The organism is Rhizobium sp. YS-1r, from assembly GCF_000757525.1.
Taxonomy (GTDB): Bacteria; Pseudomonadota; Alphaproteobacteria; order Rhizobiales; family Rhizobiaceae; genus Neorhizobium; species Neorhizobium petrolearium.
Genome location: NZ_JPYQ01000014.1, coordinates 1 through 20,882 on the forward strand (window position 1 = coordinate 1; position 20,882 = coordinate 20,882).

A 20,882-nucleotide genomic window follows, 5' to 3' on the forward strand; every position below is an offset into this window, starting at 1 on the left:
ATCGTGCCAATGTTGACGTGCGGCTTATTCCGCTCAAACTTGCTCTTTGCCATTTCCGGCTCTCCGTTCTTGTCCCCTTCCGGGGATAAAAATCTCTACTGTTTCAGCCTGTTATTCCGGTCACTTCTGACCGGAATACTTTGCCTGGATTTCGTTTGCGACATTGGTCGGGACCGGCGCGTAATGGTCGAAGACCATCGAATACTGAGCGCGGCCCTGCGACATGGAACGCAGGTTGTCGACATACTTGAACATGTTCGCCAGCGGCACGTGGGCGTTGATCACGACAGCGATGCCGCGCGATTCCTGGCCCTGGATCTGGCCACGGCGGGAGTTCAGGTCGCCGATCACGTCGCCGACGTAATCTTCCGGCGTCACGACTTCGACCTTCATCATCGGCTCGAGAAGCTGGGCACCAGCCTTCTTGGCTGCTTCACGGAAGCAGGCGCGGGAAGCGATTTCGAAGGCCAGAACCGACGAGTCGACATCGTGGAAGGCGCCGTCGATGAGGGTCGCCTTGACGCCCAGCATCGGGAAGCCGGCAAGCGGACCGGAAGACAGCACGCTTTCGATGCCCTTCTGGACGCCCGGGATGTATTCCTTCGGGACCGCACCGCCGACGATCTTCGACTCGAACTTGAAATCGTCGCCGTCCGGGTTCGGTTCGAAGACGATCTTGACGCGCGCGAACTGGCCGGTACCGCCGGACTGCTTCTTGTGCGTGTAATCTTCTTCGTGCTTCTTCGTGATCGTTTCACGATAGGCGACCTGCGGAGCACCGACGGTGGCTTCAACCTTGAACTCGCGACGCATGCGGTCGACGAGAATATCGAGGTGAAGCTCGCCCATGCCGGCAATGATGGTCTGGCCGGACTCTTCATCAGTCTTGACGCGGAAGGACGGGTCTTCGGCAGCGAGGCGGTTGAGCGCAAGGCCCATCTTTTCCTGGTCGCCCTTGGACTTCGGCTCGATGGCGATCTGGATGACCGGCTCGGGGAATTCCATGCGCTCGAGGATGACCGGCTTCAGCGGATCGCAGAGCGTATCACCCGTCGTGGTTTCCTTGAGGCCGGCGAGAGCGACGATGTCGCCCGCAAAGGCTTCTTCGATGTCTTCACGGGAGTTCGAGTGCATCTGCAGCATACGGCCGACACGCTCGCGCTTTTCCTTGACCGTGTTCATCAGCGAGGCGCCCTTTTCGAGCTTGCCCGAGTAGATACGGCAGAAGGTGAGCGAACCGACGAAGGGGTCGTTCATGATCTTGAAAGCGAGCATCGAAAGCGGCTCGTTGTCATCGGCATGACGGTCGATCTCGGCTTCGGTCTTGACGTCGATGCCCTTGATCGCCGGGATGTCGGCCGGGGACGGCAGATATTCGACAACGGCGTCGAGCAGCGGCTGAACGCCCTTGTTCTTGAAGGCGGAGCCGCAGAACATCGGGAAGAACTTGACGTCGATCGTGCCGCGGCGGATCAGCGCACGGATCTTGTCGTTGTCCGGCATTTCGCCTTCGAGATAGGCTTCCATCGCCTCTTCGTCGATCTCGACGACAGTCTCGATCAGTTTTTCGCGGAACTCTTCAGCCTTGGCTTTCAGGTCGTCCGGGATCTCGACGACGTCCCACTGGGCGCCGAGGGATTCGTCGCGCCAGACGAGAGCGTTCATCTCGATCAGGTCGACGACGCCCTTGAACTCGGTTTCAGCGCCGATCGGCAGCTGGCAGACGACGGCGGTGGCGCCGAGGCGGGTCTTGATCATCTCGACCGAGCGGTAGAAGTCCGCACCGGTCTTGTCCATCTTGTTGCAGAAGATCATCCGCGGGACGTTGTACTTGTCCGCCTGACGCCAGACAGTTTCGGTCTGCGGCTCCACGCCGGCATTGGCGTCGAGAAGAGCGACCGCACCGTCGAGCACACGCAGCGAACGCTCGACTTCGATGGTGAAGTCGACGTGGCCGGGGGTGTCGATGATGTTGAAGCGGCGCATCTTGCCGTCACGGCCCTTCCAGAAGGTCGTGGTGGCGGCAGAGGTGATCGTGATGCCACGCTCCTGCTCCTGCTCCATCCAGTCCATCGTGGCCGCGCCGTCGTGAACTTCACCGATCTTGTGCGACTTGCCGGTGTAATAGAGGATACGCTCGGTGGTCGTGGTCTTGCCGGCGTCGATATGCGCCATGATACCGAAATTTCGGTAGTCTTCGATTTTATACTCGCGAGCCATAGGACTGCCTTTCGAAATTCGATCGGATGAAGATTACCAACGGTAGTGCGAGAATGCGCGGTTGGCGTCGGCCATCTTGTGCGTGTCTTCACGCTTCTTGACGGCGCTGCCACGGTTGTTGGCGGCATCCATGAGTTCACCGGAAAGACGATCGACCATGGTGGTTTCGTTGCGCTTGCGGGCAGCGGCGATCACCCAGCGGATCGCGAGGGCCTGACGGCGCTCCGGACGCACGTCGACCGGAACCTGGTAGGTCGCACCACCAACGCGGCGCGAACGGACTTCAACATGCGGCGCGACATTGTCGAGCGCCTGATGGAAGATACCCAGCGGGTCGGCCTTGGACTTACCCTGCACGGCGTCGAACGCACCGTAAACGATGTTTTCAGCCACGGACTTCTTGCCGTGAAGCATGATCGCATTCATGAACTTCGTGACGACGAGATCACCGAACTTCGGGTCCGGGTTGATCTCACGCTTTTCTGCACGATGGCGTCGGGACATACTTCTTCTCGTCTCTTCAACTGTTAAGGCGCTTTACCACGCGGAGAACCTCGCGCAGCGCCGGGATAATCAAAACCGAATTACTTCGGACGCTTTGCACCATACTTGGAACGGCGCTGCTTGCGGTTCTTGACACCCTGGGTATCGAGAACGCCGCGAATGATGTGATAACGAACGCCCGGCAAGTCCTTGACGCGGCCGCCACGGATCATGACGACGGAGTGTTCCTGAAGGTTGTGACCTTCACCCGGGATATAGCCGATCACTTCGAAGCCGTTGGTCAGGCGAATCTTGGCAACCTTACGCAGAGCCGAGTTCGGCTTCTTCGGGGTCGTGGTGTAAACGCGAGTGCAAACGCCGCGCTTCTGCGGGTTTTCCTGCAGGGCAGGAACCTTGTTGCGCTTTACCTGCGCCTGACGCGGCTTGCGGATCAGCTGGTTTACGGTAGGCATATAACCATCCCTTGCAAAATCTTCTTCCAAAGCCCTTATCAGGGCCAATCTGATGCCGTTTCCGGCGGCGACACACACATTTCCTCATGCGCAAAACGTGGCCCGATCCGCTTTCCGGATGGACCACAAAAGGCAGAGGACGCATTCCTCATGCGTCATGCGTGCAACATTCGTGTCGTCAACGTGCGTATGGAACCGTGTCTGAGGCGTACTCCGGAACGAGTCGTTCCGAACGGGCAAGCCTCACATCGCTTCCGATGCGGGGCGTTTACTGTTTTCCCCCCCGCCCGTCAAGAGCCGCGCCGAAAATAATGCCTCAAACCCCTGGCTTACCGGGCACAGGGCAGGTTTTCCGACAAGGTTTCGTGAGTTTTGGCCCTTCGCCGGCATTTGTATTTGGGAATCGCTGTCAATGGAACTAAAGAGGACGGAAACCTTTCATCCCGCTTCCGCTTCGGGGCAAAGGTCTTTCCCGTATCTGGAGACAATGATGATGGCGGCCGCTGACAACGACAACAATCTCGACGGGCCGATGATCTTTATCATCATCGGCAAGGGATATGAAGTAAAGGATGGCGAGGGCGTCGACCTCCACATCATGCTGCAGGCACCGGACGACGATTCCGCCGTGCGCGGAGCGCTCAACGCGCTCTCGGAGGAAGGTTTCCTCGAAGCCGATCTCGACCAGATCGGCGTTTTGACCGACGAACCGACGGAAGAACCGCATGCATCCGCCTATCAGGGTGCGCTCGAAGGCGAAGTCTCGATCATCCGCTTCGAATAAAGAGATTAGAATGGATGGCACCCGCTGGTGCGGTGGACCAGCAGGTGCCCCCTCGCCGGCTTATTTTGCGCATGCTGTCCCGAACCGGTCCCCCTTCGGGCGGCATGCTCCAACGCCGGTCTTGTTTATTTGGAAGTCGGTATGATGCTGACCGGCCGCGGCGTTACGTCGGTTTCGGGCGGAAGGATTGGATAGGTCACGTCCGGCACCTTGCCGGTCAGAGAATCCAGGAAGGCGACGATCAGATTGACCTCCTTGCCCTTCAGTTCCTCGCCAAGCTGCGCCGTTCCCATGATCGCGACCGCCTGTTTCAGGTCCCACACTTTCCCTGAATGGAAATAGGGTGCCGTCAGCACGATGTTGCGCAACGGCGCGGCGCGAAAGACGTAAGAATCATCTGCCGTATTGGTGACGGCAAAGCGCCCTTTGTCGTTTTCCGGCAGGACCTCGGCCCCGGGCTTCTCGATCAGTCCGAAGGGATAATACCCCTCCCCGCCGACGTTGATGCCCGCATGGCAGGCCGCACACCCCTTGTCCATGAAGAGCGACAGGCCCCGCTTCGCCTCGACGGTCATGGCATTGTCGTCACCGTTCAGCCAGGCGTCGAAAGGCGCCGGTGTGATCAACGTCGCCTCGAAGGCTTCGATCGCCCTGGCAAAATTGTCGAAAGTGACCGGATCGGCCTCCCCCGGAAAGGCCGCCTTGAACCACTCGACATATTGCGGCATCGACTTCAGCGCCGCGATAACCTGGTCCGGTGTGTTGGCCATCTCGACGCCGGCCTGGACCGGCCCCTTGGCCTGGGCCTTCAAGTCTTCGGCGCGCCCATCCCAGAACTGCGCGATATTGAAGACGGCGTTGAGCGCGGTCGGCGCGTTGCGCGGTCCCTTCTGCCATCCGTGGCCAATCGAGGTTTCGAGATTGTCGTCGCCGCCGGTCGCAAGATTGTGACAGGAGTTGCAGGAAAAGACACCCGAAGCCGACACGCGCGGGTCGAAGAAGAGCGCCTTTCCGAGCGCGATCTTCTCCGTGGTGATCCTGTTGTCCTTCACTGCGGGGATGGTCGACGGCAAGGGCTTGAACACTTCAAGCGCTGTTTCGCGAAGATCGGCAGGGACCGGCGGGTCCGCCGCGTGCGTCACCGTTGCAAGCAAAACGCTGACGGCGACCGTGGACACTAACTTATTCATTTGAGCCTCCATTCGTCATCGAACGGAGACCAGATTAGAAACCTTCCAATGATGCCCGTTTGCCCTTGGTCAACCCTTGAAACCTCACCTATCCCCGAAAACGCGAAAACGCCCGGATTTCTCCGGGCGTTCTTTCTTTCGTCAATTCCAGCGGGTGCGACAGATCGGCACTCCGGCCTATCACTCGGCCGGGGTGTTTTCTCCCGCCATGTCCTGCAGCATCGGGGTTGCCGAGGCGGCTCCCGACCCCTTCTTGCGCTCCTCGAGGATAAGCTCGTCGCGCGAGGTGGCGATGCGGCGGATCTGGGTCATGGTGCCGCCCGTACCAGCCGGGATGAGACGGCCGACGATGACGTTTTCCTTGAGCCCCTGCAGCGTGTCCATCTTGCCGGCGATCGCAGCCTCCGTGAGAACCTTGGTGGTTTCCTGGAAGGATGCGGCCGAGATGAAGGACGGGGTCTGCAGCGACGCCTTGGTGATGCCGAGCAGAACCGGCTCGCCCGAAGCAGGCTTCTTGCCTTCCTCCGCCAAGCGCTCGTTGACGTCGTCGAGTTCGATGCGGTCGACATTGTCGCCAACGATGTACTGGCTGTCGCCGGCATCGGTGATCTCGACCTTCTGCAGCATCTGACGGACGATGACTTCGATGTGCTTGTCGTTGATGACAACGCCCTGCAACCGGTAGACTTCCTGGATTTCGTTGACGAGGTAGGAAGCAAGCGCTTCCACGCCCTTGATCGCCAGGATGTCGTGCGGCGCCGGGTTGCCGTCGAGGATGTAGTCGCCCTTCTCGATGTAGTCGCCGTCCTGAAGATGGAAGGGCTTGCCCTTCGGGATCAGGTATTCGACCGGTTCGACACCGTCTTCCGCCGGCTCGATCATGACGCGACGCTTGTTCTTGTAGTCGCGACCGAGGCGGATCGTACCATCGATCTCAGCGATGATGGCGTGGTCCTTCGGACGACGGGCTTCGAACAGTTCGGCGACGCGCGGCAGACCACCGGTGATGTCCTTGGTCTTGGCGCTTTCCATCGGGATACGGGCAAGAACGTCACCCTGGGAGACCTTCTGGCCCGGCTCGACGGACAGGATCGCATCGACCGACAGCTGGAAGCGGGCTTCGCCGCCACGCGACAGCTTGGCGATCGCACCGGAAGCATCCTTGATGACGATCGCGGGCTTCAAGTCCGAACCACGCGGCGTCGAACGCCAGTCGATGACCTGGCGCTTGGTGATGCCGGTGGATTCGTCGGTCGATTCCGAAACCGAGATCGAGTCGACGACGTCTTCGAACTGAACCGTACCTTCGACTTCCGTCATCATCGGGCGGGTATAAGGATCCCACTCGGCGAGACGCTGGCCGCGGCGGACCTTGTCGCCGTCATCCACGAACAGCTTCGAACCATAGGCGACGCGCTGCGAAGACCGTTCGACGCCACGCTCGTCCAGGATGGTGACCGCCATGTTGCGGCCCATCGCAACGAGAACGCCTTCGGAGTTCCGCAGCATGTTGCGGTTCTTGATCTGGATCGTGCCTTCGTAAGACGCTTCGAGGAACGACTGGTCGACCACGTTCGCCGTACCGCCCAGGTGGAAGGTACGCATGGTGAGCTGCGTGCCCGGCTCGCCGATCGACTGAGCGGCGATGACGCCGACCGCTTCGCCCATGTTGACCGGCGTACCGCGAGCAAGGTCACGGCCGTAGCAGACCGAGCAGACGCCCGTCTGGACTTCGCAGGTCAGTGCGGAGCGAATGCGGATCGACTGGATACCAGCCTTTTCGATCTCGATGACATCCGGCTCAAGGATCATCTTGCCCGCATCGACGATACGCTCGCCCGTGACCGGATGATCGATATCGTCCAACGCGGTACGACCCAGGATGCGGGCGCCAAGCGAAGCAACGACCTGGCCGGCATCAACGATCGCCGTCATGGTGAGGCCGCTTTCGGTGCCGCAATCGACCAGGTTGACGATGCAGTCCTGCGCCACGTCGACGAGACGGCGGGTCAGGTAACCGGAGTTCGCGGTCTTCAAGGCGGTGTCTGCGAGACCCTTGCGGGCGCCGTGCGTCGAGTTGAAATACTCGTTCACGGTCAGGCCTTCCTTGAAGTTCGAGATGATCGGCGTTTCGATGATCTCGCCCGACGGCTTGGCCATCAGACCGCGCATGCCGCCCAGCTGGCGCATCTGGTTCGGAGAACCGCGGGCGCCCGAGTGGGACATCATGTAGATCGCGTTCATCGGCTTCTGGCGACCGGTCTCGGCGTCGAACTCGACGGCCTTGATGCGTGCCATCATGTCCTCGGCGACCTTCTCGGTGGCCTTGCCCCAGGCATCGACGACCTTGTTGTACTTTTCGCCCTGGGTGATCAGACCGTCGTTGTACTGCTGCTCATATTCCTTCACCAGCGCTTCGGTATCACCAACGATCTTTTCCTTGGTGTCCGGAATGATCATGTCATCCTTGCCGAAGGAGATGCCGGCGCGGCAAGCGTGGGTGAAGCCAAGCTGCATGATGCGGTCGCAGAAAATGACCGTGTCCTTCTGGCCGCAGTGACGATAGACCGTGTCGATCATCCTGGAGATGTTCTTCTTGGTCATCTCCTGGTTGCAAATGTCGAACGGCACGTTGACATTCTTCGGCAACAGTTCGCCGATGATCATGCGGCCGGGCGTCGTTTCATAGATCTTCGAAACCGGCTTTCCCTCAGCGTCGACGGTCTTGAAGCGGCCCTTGATCTTGGCATGCAGCGTGACGACCTTGTTTTCCAGAGCGTGGTGCAATTCGCCCATGTCGGAGAAGGCCATGCCCTCGCCCGGCTCGTTCTGGTTCATGATCGAGAGATAATAAAGGCCGAGAACCATGTCCTGCGACGGCACGATGATCGGGGCGCCGTTCGCCGGATGCAGGATGTTGTTCGTCGACATCATCAGCACGCGGGCTTCGAGCTGGGCTTCGAGCGACAGCGGCACGTGAACGGCCATCTGGTCACCATCGAAGTCGGCGTTGAAGGCCGTGCAGACGAGCGGGTGCAACTGGATCGCCTTGCCTTCGACCAGGATCGGCTCGAAGGCCTGGATGCCCAGGCGGTGCAGCGTCGGCGCACGGTTCAACAGGACCGGATGCTCGCGGATGACCTCGTCGAGGATATCCCAGACTTCCGGCTTTTCCTTTTCGACCAGCTTCTTCGCCTGCTTGACGGTCGAGGAGTAACCCTTGGCGTCGAGGCGGGCATAGATGAACGGCTTGAACAGTTCGAGCGCCATCTTCTTCGGCAGGCCGCACTGGTGCAGCTTCAGTTCCGGACCGGTCACGATGACCGAACGGCCGGAATAGTCGACGCGCTTACCGAGCAGGTTCTGGCGGAAGCGGCCCTGCTTGCCCTTCAGCATGTCGGACAGCGACTTCAGCGGACGCTTGTTGGCGCCAGTGATGACGCGGCCACGACGGCCGTTGTCGAACAGCGCATCGACAGATTCCTGCAGCATGCGCTTTTCGTTGCGGATGATGATGCCCGGAGCGCGCAGTTCGATCAGGCGCTTCAGACGGTTGTTACGGTTGATGACGCGACGATAGAGATCGTTCAAGTCGGACGTCGCGAAACGACCGCCGTCGAGGGGCACGAGCGGGCGCAGATCCGGCGGGATCACCGGAACGACCTTCATGATCATCCATTCCGGGCGATTGCCGGACTCGATGAAGTTCTCGACGATCTTCAGACGCTTCATCAGCTTCTTCTGCTTGAGGTCCGACGTGGTGTCGGCAAGCTCCGAACGCAGGTCGCCGGCGATCTTCTCAAGATTCATCGAAGCCAGCATTTCATAGATGGCCTCGGCGCCGATCATCGCCGTGAACTGATCCTCGCCGTATTCGTCGACGGCGATCATGTATTCTTCTTCGGAAAGAAGCTGGTTTTCCTTCAGCGCGGTGAGGCCCGGCTCCGTCACGATGTAGTTCTCGAAATAGAGAACGCGCTCGACATCCTTCAGGGTCATGTCGAGAAGGGTGGCGATGCGGGACGGCAGCGACTTCAAGAACCAGATATGGGCAACGGGAGCGGCAAGTTCGATATGGCCCATGCGCTCGCGGCGTACGCGCGACAGCGTGACTTCGACGCCGCACTTTTCGCAGATGATACCCTTGTACTTCATGCGCTTGTACTTGCCGCACAGGCACTCGTAGTCCTTGATCGGCCCGAAGATGCGGGCGCAGAAAAGACCGTCGCGTTCCGGCTTGAACGTACGGTAGTTGATGGTCTCCGGCTTTTTGATTTCGCCGTAGGACCAGGAGAGAATCTTCTCCGGCGACGCGATCGAGATACGGATCGAGTCGAAGTGCTGCGCAGGCACCTGCGGATTGAAAAGATTCATGACCTCTTGGTTCATGCCTATCTCCTTTAGGGGCCGAAGCCCTCGGCTTGCGATCGGTGCTGTCCAAACTCCCAGGCCCTATTTCCGGGAATGGCAGTCCGATGCTTTAAGTAGTCGTAGCCGCTGAATGCGGCGAAAATTTCCCGATCCTGCCGGCAGGAGCCAGCGGCGGGAGCGGCGCGCGCCAATCCAAGCGCGCGCCTTCTCTTGTCGTTACTCGGCGGCGTCAGGCAGTTGCTGGCCGCCATCCGCCTGCTCGACCTTCGAATTCTCGAGCTCCACGGACAGGCCCAGCGAGCGCATTTCCTTGACGAGAACGTTGAAGCTCTCCGGAATGCCCGCTTCGAACGTGTCGTCGCCACGGACGATCGCTTCGTAGACCTTGGTACGGCCTGCCACGTCGTCCGACTTCACGGTCAGCATTTCCTGCAGCGTGTAGGCGGCGCCGTAAGCTTCCAGAGCCCAGACCTCCATTTCGCCGAAGCGCTGGCCACCGAACTGCGCCTTACCGCCCAGCGGCTGCTGGGTGACGAGCGAGTACGGACCGATCGAACGCGCGTGGATCTTGTCGTCCACAAGGTGGTTCAGCTTGATCATGTACATGTAGCCGACGGTGACCTTACGGTCGAAGGCTTCGCCCGTGCGGCCGTCGTACAGAACCGACTGACCCGACGAATGCAGGCCAGCCTTGGTCAGCATGGCAGCAACGTCCGGTTCATGCGCGCCGTCGAAGACCGGCGTCGCGATCGAAACGCCGCGCTTCGACTGCTCTGCAAGCTTTACCAGCGACTCGTCGTCAAAATTGGCGACTTCGTTCTTGGCTTCGCTGGCATACACGTCCGTCAGCTCGCGCTTCAGGTCGGTGATATCCATCGTCTTGCGATATTCTTCGAGCAGCTCGCCGATCTTCTTGCCCATGCCTGCGCATGCCCATGCGAGATGGGTTTCAAGGATCTGACCGACGTTCATGCGTGAAGGCACGCCAAGCGGGTTCAAGCAGATGTCGACATGCGTACCGTCTTCGAGGAATGGCATATCCTCGACCGGCACAATGCGCGACACGACGCCCTTGTTCCCGTGACGGCCGGCCATCTTGTCGCCCGGCTGGATCTTGCGCTTCACGGCGACGAAGACCTTGACCATCTTCATGACACCCGGAGGCATTTCGTCGCCGCGCTGGACCTTCTCGACCTTGTCCATGAAGCGCTGTTCAAGGCGCGACTTGGATTCGTCGTATTGGGCGCGCAGCGCTTCGATCTCGCCCTGGACCTTTTCGTCCTCGACGGCGAACATCCACCACTGCGAGCGCGGGTACTCCGAGATCACGGCATTCGAAAGCTCGACGCCCTTCTTGAAGCCCTTCGGGCCGGCAACCGACATCTGCCCACGCAGCATGTCCGTCAGACGACCATAGACGTTGCGGTCGAGGATCGCCTGTTCGTCGTCCCGGTCCTTGGCGAGGCGCTCGATCTCCTCGCGTTCGATCGCCATCGCACGTTCGTCCTTCTCCACCCCGTGGCGGTTGAAGACGCGAACTTCAACGACGGTGCCGAAGGTGCCCGGCGGCATGCGCATGGAGGTGTCGCGGACGTCGGAGGCCTTTTCGCCGAAGATGGCGCGCAGGAGCTTTTCTTCCGGCGTCATCGGGCTTTCGCCCTTCGGCGTGATCTTGCCGACGAGAATGTCGCCCGGCTGGACTTCGGCGCCGATGTAGACGATGCCCGCTTCGTCGAGGTTCTTCAGCGCTTCTTCCGAAACGTTCGGAATGTCGCGCGTGATTTCTTCCGGACCAAGCTTGGTGTCACGAGCCATCACCTCGAATTCCTCGATGTGAATGGACGTGAACACGTCGTCCGCCACGATCCGCTCTGACATCAGGATCGAGTCTTCGTAATTGTAGCCATTCCAGGGCATGAACGCGACGAGCGCGTTACGGCCGAGAGCCAAGTCACCAAGATCGGTCGACGGACCGTCGGCGATGATGTCACCCTTGTTCAGAACGTCACCGACGGCGACCAGCGGACGCTGGTTGACGCAGGTGTTCTGGTTCGAACGCTGGAACTTCTGCAGACGGTAGATATCGACGCCGGACTTCGACGGATCGAGGTCCTCGGTGGCGCGGATAACGATACGGGTCGCGTCGACCTGGTCGACCACGCCGCCACGCCGGGCAGCGATCGCAGCACCGGAGTCGCGGGCGACGACCGGCTCCATGCCGGTGCCGACGAACGGAGCCTCGGCGCGTACCAGCGGCACGGCCTGGCGCTGCATGTTCGAACCCATGAGAGCGCGGTTGGCGTCATCGTTTTCCAGGAACGGAATCAGCGCGGCTGCGACGGAGACGAGCTGTTTCGGCGAAACGTCCATCAGGTTGATGGTGTCGCGCGGAGACAGCATCACTTCGCCGGCATGGCGGCAAACGACGAACTCTTCGGCAAAGGTGCCGTCATCGTTCATCGGCGCGTTCGCCTGCGCGACGTAATACTTCGCCTCTTCCATGGCGGAGAGGTAAAGCACGTCGTTGGTGACCTTGCCGTCGACGATCTTGCGATACGGGCTTTCGATGAAGCCGTACTTGTTGACGCGAGCGAAGGTCGCCAGCGAGTTGATCAGACCGATGTTCGGGCCTTCCGGCGTTTCGATCGGGCAAATGCGGCCGTAGTGGGTCGGATGCACGTCGCGGACTTCGAAGCCTGCGCGCTCACGGGTCAGACCACCCGGGCCAAGGGCCGAAAGACGGCGCTTGTGGGTGATTTCCGACAACGGGTTCACCTGGTCCATGAACTGCGAGAGCTGCGAGGAACCGAAGAATTCGCGAACGGCGGCAGCCGCCGGCTTCGCATTGATCAGGTCCTGCGGCATGACGGTATCGATCTCGATCGACGACATGCGCTCCTTGATGGCGCGCTCCATGCGCAGCAGACCCAGGCGATACTGGTTCTCCATAAGCTCGCCGACGGAACGGACGCGGCGGTTGCCGAGGTTGTCGATGTCGTCGATCTCGCCCTTGCCGTCGCGCAGTTCGACCAGCATCTTGACCACGGCCAGGATGTCTTCCTTGCGCAGCGTGCGGACCGTGTCCTCGACTTCGAGGTCAAGACGCATGTTCATCTTCACGCGGCCGACGGCGGAGAGGTCGTAACGCTCCGCATCGAAGAACAGCGAGTTGAACATGGCTTCCGCCGATTCCATGGTCGGCGGCTCACCCGGACGCATGACGCGGTAGATATCGAACAGAGCGTCCTGGCGGTTCTCGTTCTTGTCGGCGGCAAGCGTATTGCGGATATAGGCTCCGACATTGATGTGGTCGATGCCGAGGATCGGGATCTCGTCGAAACCTGCGTTCAGGATGACCGGCAGTGTCTTCTCGTCGATCTCGTCGCCAGCTTCCAGGTAGATCTCACCGGTTTCCAGGTTGACAATGTCTTCGGCAAGATAGGTGCCATAGAGATCGTCATTGGTCGCCTTCAACGCCTTCAGGCCCTTTTCGGAGAGCTGACGGAGCAGACGGGGGGTGAGCTTTTTGCCGGCCTCGACAACCACTTCGCCGGTGTCGGCGTCGATCATGTCGGAAAGCGCCTTCGCGCCCTTCAAGGTGTCCGGATCAAACGGAATCCGCCAACCTTCGCCGTCGCGCTCATAGGCGGACTTCGTGTAAAAGGTGGACAGGATTTCTTCACCGTCCATGCCGAGCGCCATCAAGAGCGAGGTCACGGGGATCTTGCGGCGGCGGTCGATACGGGCGAATACGATGTCCTTGGCGTCGAACTCGATATCAAGCCAGGAGCCGCGATAGGGGATCACGCGGGCGGCGAAGAGCAGCTTGCCGGAAGAATGGCTCTTGCCCTTGTCATGATCGAAGAAGACGCCCGGCGAGCGGTGCATCTGCGACACGATCACGCGCTCGGTGCCGTTGACGATAAACGTACCGTTATCGGTCATCAGCGGCATGTCGCCCATATAGACGGACTGTTCCTTGATGTCCTTGATGGACTTCGCGCCGGTATCCTCGTCAATATCGAACACGATGAGACGCAGCGTCACCTTGAGAGGTGCAGCATAGGTCAGGTCGCGCTGGCGGCATTCTTCCACGTCGAACTTCGGCGGTTCGAATTCGTAGGACACGAATTCCAGCATGGAGGCGCCGGAAAAATCGGTGATCGGAAAGACGGACCTGAAGACGGCGTTTAGACCTTCGTCCGGGCGGCCGCCCTTCGGTTCTTCGACCATGAGGAACTGGTCATAGGATGCCTTCTGAACCTCGATGAGGTTCGGCATCTCTGTGACTTCGGGGATTTTTCCAAAAAACTTGCGTACGCGCCTGCGACCATTAAACGAAAGGGTCTGAGCCATCGTCGCTCCTTCAAAATTGCATCCGGGCCTGCAACGGACGGGGTTCGCTGGCCAGTCGATCCCGTCGATCAATGGGTATTCCCAATCTCGTCCCACTTCCCGAACACGCCAGGCCGGATTGCCTTCTCGGTTCGGTTCGGGACCATCCTCTTGAGAACCCATTACCCAAGAACCGTTTTCGCGGTTCTTGGGTAATCAGTTCGGTGGAAATCGGCGGGAGAGGAGACGTCCCCTCTCCCACCGCATTCCGGTATTACTTGACGTCGACCTTGGCGCCGGCATCCTCAAGCTTCTTCTTGAGGTCTGCGGCTTCAGCCTTGGAGACGGCTTCCTTGACAGCCTTCGGAGCGCCTTCGACGAGGTCCTTGGCTTCCTTGAGGCCGAGGCCGGTGATAGCGCGGACTTCCTTGATGACGTTGATCTTGTTGGCGCCGGCCTCCGTGAGGATAACGTCGAACTCGGTCTTTTCTTCTTCAGCCGGAGCAGCAGCACCGCCGGCAGCACCGCCAGCAGCAGCAACCGCTACGGGAGCAGCAGCGGAAACGCCCCACTTTTCTTCGAGCATCTTGGAAAGCTCAGCAGCTTCCAGGACGGTGAGAGAGGAGAGGTCTTCTACGATCTTTGCGAGATCAGCCATTTTACTAGTTCCTTTGTTCGGTTCGAACTGGTTTGATATGAACAGCGAAAAACCGCCTCAAGCGGCTTCGTCCTTCTTGGCATACGCCGAAAACACGCGGGCAAGCTGAGCTGCCGGTGCCTGAACGACGCCTGCGATGCGGGTAGCCGGGGTCTGGATCATGCCCAGCAGCTTCGCACGCAGCTCGTCCAGCGAAGGCAGGGTCGCAAGCGACTTGACACCTTCCGCGTTGAGCGTGGTCGATCCCATGGCACCGCCGAGAACAACGAGCTTGTCGTTGGTCTTGGCGAAATCCGAAACGACCTTCGGAGCGACGATCGGGTCATTGCTGTAAGCAATGAGCGTCTGACCCTTGAACAGGTCCGACATCCCTTCCGACTCCGTGCCCTGAAGAGCGATCTTGGCCAGGCGGTTCTTCGCGACTTTGACGGTGCCGCCAGCAGCGCGCATCTTCGAACGGAAGTCGTTCATCTGCGCAACTGTGACACCAGCATAGTGGGCCACGACAACCGAACCGGAAGCCTTGAAGACTTCGGTCAGCTCCGTGACGAATTCGCGTTTTTCCGCTCTTTCCACTGTCTGTCTCCAGTAGGTAGGACCGCAATCCTGCAGGCCCCACCGGGTTTGCCTTTGCCTCAAGGGGTCCTTTTTCTCGGACCCCAAGCGGCGCTTGAGGATCCTGTCCCCTCGCACTGTCCCCTTTCGGGTTCCAGGCACAAGGCACACTAGGCTCGAACCGAACTCGAAAAGCGCCTCGGCGCCCTTCAAAAACTCGTGCTCTTACCCGTCTCATGCAGGCAAGGTGATTAAGGTCGAAACCACCTGCAATCTCGGACAGGAATTCCGGATTTCTCCGGAAATTCCCGGCCCCGAAGGGCCGGGAATTCATGTAGCCGAGACCGAAGCCCCGGCGAATGCTTTAGACCGTTACCGTCGACGGGTCGATCTTGACGCCTGGACCCATGGTCGAGGAGATCGCCACGCGCTTGACGTAGTTGCCCTTCGCGCCAGCCGGCTTCGCCTTGATGACCGCATCGGCGAAAGCCTTGATGTTCTCTTCCAACGCCTTGGCGTCGAACGAAGCCTTGCCGACGCCGGCATGGATGATACCAGCCTTCTCGACGCGGAACTCGACAGCACCACCCTTGGACGCCTTGACGGCACCAGTGACGTCCATCGTGACCGTGCCGACCTTCGGGTTCGGCATCATGCCGCGGGGGCCGAGCACCTTACCGAGACGACCGACGAGCGGCATCATATCCGGGGTCGCGATGCAGCGATCGAAGTCGATCTTGCCGCCCTGGACGATTTCAACGAGGTCTTCGGCACCGACAATGTCGGCGCCGGCGGCCTTGGCTTCATCAGCCTTGGCGCCACGGGCGAAGACGGCAACGCGAACGTCACGGCCGGTGCCGTTCGGCAGATTGACCACGCCGCGAACCATCTGGTCGGCATGACGCGGGTCGACGCCGAGGTTCATGGCGATTTCAACGGTCTCGTCGAACTTTGCGATGGCACGGTCCTTCACCATCTTGATGGCGTCGGTCAGGGCAACGAGCTTGGTCGGATCAACGCCTTCGCGGATCTTCTGAATACGCTTTGCAAGCTTTGCCATGTTAAGCCACCACTTCCAGACCCATGGAGCGGGCAGAGCCCTCGACCATTGCCATTGCGCCTTCGACGTCGGCCGCATTCAGGTCCTTCATCTTGCCTTCGGCGATTGCGCGGACCTGCGCCTTGGTGATCGTACCGACCTTCGCACCCTTGCCCGGAGTCTTCGAGCCGGAGGTGATCTTCGCTTCCTTCTTCAGCCAGTAGGTGACCGGCGGCTGCTTCATCGCAAACGTGAAGGACTTGTCCTGGTAATAGGTGATGACGACCGGGATCGGCATACCCTTTTCCATTTCCTGCGTAGCGGCATTAAACGCCTTGCAGAATTCCATGATGTTAATGCCACGCTGACCAAGCGCCGGGCCGATTGGCGGGGACGGGTTTGCCGATCCTGCCTTGACCTGCAGCTTGAGCTGGCCCGCTACTTTCTTAGCCATTTCTCTCTGCCTTTCGTTATGGACCCGTTGCCCGGTCCGACATGCCGGGCTCGCCCGGCGGCTGCGGTTGCGTGGTTCGGTCGAGGCACCCGGCTAAAGACGCCACCCCTCCCACGCGCTTGCGGCACACGCCGCTCAAGGCCCGCCACGCAAATGGCAAGCCCCAATTCGAAACTCATCAGACCTTTTCGACCTGACCGTATTCCAGCTCGACCGGGGTCGCGCGACCAAAGATCGAGACCTCCACCTTGAGGCGGGAACGCTCCTCGTCGACATCCTGAACGATGCCGTTGAACGATGCGAAGGGACCATCCGAGACGCGAACCTGCTCGCCGATCTCAAAGCTGATCGAGGACTTCGGCCGCTCGACGCCTTCCTGTACCTGGCCCAGGATGCGCTCAGCCTCAAAATCCGGAATCGGAACCGGCTTGTTGTCAGAACCCAGGAAGCCGGTGACCTTCGGCGTATTCTTGATGAGGTGATAAGCCTCGTCGGTCAGGTTCGCACGGACCAAAACATAACCAGGGAAGAACTTGCGCTCGGAATCGACCTTGCGGCCGCGGCGGACCTCCACGACCTTCTCGGTCGGCACAAGGATCTTTTCGAACAGATGCTCAAGCCCCTTCTGGCGAGCCTTGTTCTCGATGTCCTCGGCAACCTTCTTCTCAAAATTCGAATATGCGTGGACGATGTACCAACGCGCCGCCATCTTCACTCTCCAAGAATCAAACGCTGACGTTCAGGATCAAACGTAACAACCAGCCCATCAGCTGATCTGCAGCGAAGAAAAACAGCGCAGCGAAAATGACCATAACCAGCACCATAGCCGTGGAGATCATAGTCTCGCGACGAGACGGCCAATGGATTTTCGACGCCTCGGAGCGCACTTGGCGCAGAAACGTGACAGGATTGGTTTTGGATGCCATCGATTGCCCACGCAATTACGGCGCGTAAAGCTGACCTCGCTCAGCCCCACGCACCGCGTGTCTGTTTTGAACCCTACATAAACACCCCTTCCCCTTTACACAAGAGGGAAAACAGTGCCCGATGAAATTTTGCCGCTTTGGGCGGCAACCATTTCCAAACAATCCCGCTGCGGATGTTCCGCGCCAATCGCCTTGGAAATGGCAGGGGCAGAGGGGCTCGAACCCCCGACCTGCGGTTTTGGAGACCGCCGCTCTACCAACTGAGCTATACCCCTTCAACCAGGACGGATCGCGGAATTCTAAAGTCCGGTTCCCGCCACCAGGCCCGGCGCTCCCTTTAAGGGGATGCGTCACGCTTTGCAAGAGCGTTTTTGAATATCCCTGCGTTCTATCTCAGCTTTCTGTTGCTCGCGTTGGAAGCTTCGGTAAATCGCGCAAGAGAAAGCGACTGCCCTCCCCCGGTCGCGAGAATTTCCTTGCCCGGCAGATCGTAGCCGCTCGCCCCTGTCACTGATGATTGCGCTCCCCTTTCGGGCAGCAGCGGCAGACGCCGCCAGGAAAGCCGCGGCGGCCTTTCCACATAAGCGTCCGGCTGATTGACCAGTCCGCCGGAAACGCGGGCGATGATTGCCTCGATAGCCAGCTTGCGGCCGGCCTTGTGATAGAAATTGCCCTTCACCTGCACGCTGCCGGCCAGGGCCTTGATGAAATCAGCCAGAAGCCGCTTATCGATCGGCTCCGGGTGGCGCCAGAAATTGTCAAGACCTCCCTGATGGGTCAGGCCAGGTACGTCGTAGATCGCAGCACCGAGCGCAATGGTCGGAATGCCCGCCCGAAGGCTGTGCAATCCCGTCGTGGAATTGACGACGACCACACCGTGACTATCCCGCAGGATGGCCGACAGATTGCCCTTCTCAATGAAAATCACTCTGCCCTGCACGCGGTGACGTTCCGCAAGACGGGCAACGACCTTGCGCCACCCTTCCAGATCGTTGTCCAGCGGATGCTGCTTGACGACCAGCCGACCATTTTCGGGTGCGTGGCGCGCAAAGGATTGAATGACCTGTTCCAGCATCTGCGACAGGTGCCGGTAGGGCGAATTTGCGCGGATCTGGTAATCGCTCTGGAGCTGCAGGGCAAGAAGATAGTTCTTCTTCAATTTGTCGTCGAAGAAACCTTCCGGCAGGTCGTGGCGTGCCCTGAACATGCGCGGCACCCAGGAGAGGTAGTCGAAAAGCGGGTCATAATATTTGTCTGCGCGGTAGAAGGGAAACATCAGCCGACCGAAATAGGCCGCAAGGTTATAGACGACTTCATTGGCCGCCTCCTGGCCGAAGGTGTGGCCGTAAAGGGCATGCAGATCAGGCGTGTCCACTTGCGCCGCGATCCGCCGAATATGATCCGGGTCGCTTGGGAAATGAGAAAATCGCCCCATCCCATTCCGCTCGATCGTAATCCAATCGGGTCTCAGATATCCGAACTCCACCGCATGACAGCGCACGCCGAGCTTTCGGCCGACGCGTGCCGCCAGGCGATGGTAGGGAAGCCGATCGGCGTAATAGAGGATGTCGGTAATCCCCTCCCGGCGAATCATATCCGCCAGATAGCGCGGCCAGGCCCGCAAGGTCCCGCGATAGTTGATCGCGCCCCGCTTGCGCCAATAAAGCTGGTCTCCCAGCGAGAAGTTCACCCGCTTCGTCTGGAAACCCTGCGCCTCGAACGCATCAGCCAGCTCGCGCCAGAAAATCGATGGAGGTCCCTGCAGAAAGAGGACTTTGGTCATTCGGTAGCCATTGCTGCTGGAGGCTCCATTAAGCGCAGGACTCGTTTATAAGGCAATTTCGATAACGGACTTGTCGATGAATGTTCAGCGGTATTTTGACCATGGCAGTTCCTCCGTCAATGCCAAACCAAACGCGCCCGATCTCTTCCACAGGTTGTGCTACATGACCCCACGTATATTCCTGTTCCTGCAGGGACCGGCCTCGCCATTCCTCCGGCTCCTGGCGGAAGCGATTGAAAAACAAGGCGCTTCCGTCCGAAAGATAAGTTTCTGCCTCGGGGATGTGGTGTTTTGGTGGCCGAGGGAAAGCGACTTCTTTCGCGGCCCGGAGAATGAATGGCCGGTGTATCTCAATTGCTACATCCGTGATCACAATGTCACAGACATTGTCATGTTGGGTGATGGGCGAGCCGCCCATGCGGTTGCGGCGGAGACCGGCATCCGGGAAGGACTGCGGGTCCATGTTCTTGAACACGGCTATCTCAGGCCCGATTGGCTGACGATCGAACCGGACGGCATGTCGGCCCACTCTCGATTTCCGCACGAGCCGGGCGAGATCGAGGCGCTGGCTGCGAGGGAGCCGGCGATTTCATCCGGCGGCCTCTACCGGTCGAGCTTCCTCACCTATGCGCTTTACGACCTCGCCTTCCATATCCCGAACGTCCTCCTTGGCTGGCTTGTGCATCCGAACTACCGGACGCATGGGCCTGTCCATCCGGTGATCGAATACGGCGGCTGGATCCTGAAGGCCCTGACGGGGCGCAAGCGCCGGCGGGCGGCGGAAAAGGCGATAGCGGCATTCCTCACTCCCGAAACCGGTGGGAATGCGGGCCTCTTTTTGTTTCCTCTGCAACTGCCCGGCGATTACCAGATCCGCCGACAGGCACCGGGCGGCGACCTCTTCAGGCTCGTCGATGCGACCATTGCCTCCTTTTCCCGATATGCGCCTGCCGGAAGCCGGCTGCTCTTCAAGGTCCATCCGATCGACAACGGCCTGTCGGGCTGGCCCGACCGGATCGGCAGAACCGCGCAACGACACGGCGCGGCCGCGCGCGTATTCGTCGCGGATGGCGGAGATACGAACATGCTGATCGAAAAATCCACCGGCGTCGTAACGATCAATTCCACCGTGGGGCTGACGGCACTTTCGGCGGGAAAGCCGGTGATCGCGCTGGGCTCGGCGATCTACGACGTGCCGGGCCTGACCTTTCAGGACAGCCTTGCCGCCTTCTGGCAAAGGCCGTCACCGCCGGACCCGGACCTGCTCGACGTCTTCAACCGGGCGCTTGCTGCCACCACGCAGGTTCGCGGCGGCTTCATAGGCCGGGAAGCCATCCGGGCCGGGGTGGACAATGTCGCCGGCCGACTCATGGAAACAGAAGACAGACTTCCGCTTGCCTTCCGCAAACCGCGCGACGCAGCTTTCTTTCGTTACGAGAGCGAACTCTTTCCATCCAGCTGATGCACGGCCGATCCGGTTGCCGACTAAAGCCGGCCCTATATTACAAAAGGCCCCGCCGTTTCCGGCGAGGCCCTTTTTATTCCAATGTCGCCGTCGATCACTCGACGATGGATGCGACGATGCCGGCGCCGACGGTGCGGCCGCCTTCG

The 20,882-nt window shown here is 59.9% G+C and carries 15 protein-coding genes and 1 tRNA gene; 2 read left to right on the forward strand and 14 right to left on the reverse strand.

The features are described from left to right. Nucleotides 1–120 precede the first annotated feature (120 nt). The 3 genes from fusA to rpsL all read right to left on the reverse strand — a co-directional run bounded on the left by fusA (nt 121) and on the right by rpsL (nt 3,176). Complete coding sequence (fusA, locus tag JL39_RS13260; protein ID WP_037151035.1) at nt 121–2,220, reverse strand: elongation factor G; 2,100 nt, start codon at nt 2,218–2,220, stop codon at nt 121–123. 33 nt (nt 2,221–2,253) lie between these two features. Then, nucleotides 2,254–2,724, reverse strand: coding sequence for a 30S ribosomal protein S7 (rpsG, locus tag JL39_RS13265; RefSeq protein ID WP_037151038.1), 471 nt, complete (start codon nt 2,722–2,724; stop codon nt 2,254–2,256). A gap of 80 nt (nt 2,725–2,804) precedes the next feature. Continuing rightward, complete coding sequence (gene rpsL, locus JL39_RS13270; protein ID WP_003507760.1) at nt 2,805–3,176, reverse strand: 30S ribosomal protein S12; 372 nt, start codon at nt 3,174–3,176, stop codon at nt 2,805–2,807. A gap of 490 nt (nt 3,177–3,666) precedes the next feature. On the opposite strand from rpsL, the gene JL39_RS13275 reads away from it, so the two are divergent. Further along, a complete protein-coding gene (locus tag JL39_RS13275) occupies nt 3,667–3,960 on the forward strand; it encodes a hypothetical protein (protein WP_037151041.1) in 294 nt (97 codons plus the stop codon). Between the two features lie 125 nt (nt 3,961–4,085). Here the strand turns inward: JL39_RS13275 and JL39_RS13280 are convergent, their stop codons facing one another. The 11 genes from JL39_RS13280 to JL39_RS13330 all read right to left on the reverse strand — a co-directional run bounded on the left by JL39_RS13280 (nt 4,086) and on the right by JL39_RS13330 (nt 19,271). After that, nucleotides 4,086–5,150, reverse strand: a complete 1,065-nt coding sequence (locus JL39_RS13280; RefSeq protein ID WP_037151044.1) for a cytochrome-c peroxidase — start codon at nt 5,148–5,150, stop codon at nt 4,086–4,088. Between the two features lie 180 nt (nt 5,151–5,330). Then, nucleotides 5,331–9,539: a DNA-directed RNA polymerase subunit beta' gene (rpoC, locus tag JL39_RS13285; RefSeq protein ID WP_037151047.1), complete on the reverse strand. Its 4,209-nt coding sequence runs from the start codon at nt 9,537–9,539 to the stop codon at nt 5,331–5,333. A gap of 198 nt (nt 9,540–9,737) precedes the next feature. Continuing rightward, on the reverse strand, nt 9,738–13,877 hold the full coding sequence (rpoB, locus tag JL39_RS13290) for a DNA-directed RNA polymerase subunit beta (RefSeq protein WP_037151050.1): 4,140 nt from the start codon (nt 13,875–13,877) through the stop codon (nt 9,738–9,740). Between the two features lie 253 nt (nt 13,878–14,130). Continuing rightward, nucleotides 14,131–14,514 (reverse strand): 50S ribosomal protein L7/L12, encoded by a 384-nt coding sequence (rplL, locus tag JL39_RS13295; RefSeq protein ID WP_037151054.1) that lies wholly within the window; start codon nt 14,512–14,514, stop codon nt 14,131–14,133. A 57-nt stretch (nt 14,515–14,571) separates the two neighbouring features. After that, on the reverse strand, nt 14,572–15,090 hold the full coding sequence (gene rplJ / locus JL39_RS13300; RefSeq protein WP_037151056.1) for a 50S ribosomal protein L10: 519 nt from the start codon (nt 15,088–15,090) through the stop codon (nt 14,572–14,574). 343 nt (nt 15,091–15,433) lie between these two features. Beyond that, complete coding sequence (rplA, locus tag JL39_RS13305; protein ID WP_037151061.1) at nt 15,434–16,129, reverse strand: 50S ribosomal protein L1; 696 nt, start codon at nt 16,127–16,129, stop codon at nt 15,434–15,436. Between the two features lies 1 nt (nt 16,130). Next, nucleotides 16,131–16,562, reverse strand: coding sequence for a 50S ribosomal protein L11 (gene rplK, locus JL39_RS13310; RefSeq protein WP_037151064.1), 432 nt, complete (start codon nt 16,560–16,562; stop codon nt 16,131–16,133). Nucleotides 16,563–16,740: 178 nt separating this feature from the next. Beyond that, nucleotides 16,741–17,271: a transcription termination/antitermination protein NusG gene (gene nusG / locus JL39_RS13315; protein WP_037151067.1), complete on the reverse strand. Its 531-nt coding sequence runs from the start codon at nt 17,269–17,271 to the stop codon at nt 16,741–16,743. A 16-nt stretch (nt 17,272–17,287) separates the two neighbouring features. Next, nucleotides 17,288–17,488, reverse strand: coding sequence for a preprotein translocase subunit SecE (gene secE / locus JL39_RS13320; RefSeq protein ID WP_037151073.1), 201 nt, complete (start codon nt 17,486–17,488; stop codon nt 17,288–17,290). Between the two features lie 199 nt (nt 17,489–17,687). Beyond that, nucleotides 17,688–17,763 (reverse strand) — tRNA-Trp (locus JL39_RS13325). A 113-nt stretch (nt 17,764–17,876) separates the two neighbouring features. Then, nucleotides 17,877–19,271, reverse strand: a complete 1,395-nt coding sequence (locus tag JL39_RS13330) for a capsular biosynthesis protein (protein ID WP_037151074.1) — start codon at nt 19,269–19,271, stop codon at nt 17,877–17,879. Nucleotides 19,272–19,434: 163 nt separating this feature from the next. Between JL39_RS13330 and JL39_RS13335 the strand changes: the two genes are divergently transcribed. Next, a complete protein-coding gene (locus tag JL39_RS13335; protein WP_037151076.1) occupies nt 19,435–20,733 on the forward strand; it encodes a capsular biosynthesis protein in 1,299 nt (432 codons plus the stop codon). Nucleotides 20,734–20,882 lie beyond the last annotated feature (149 nt).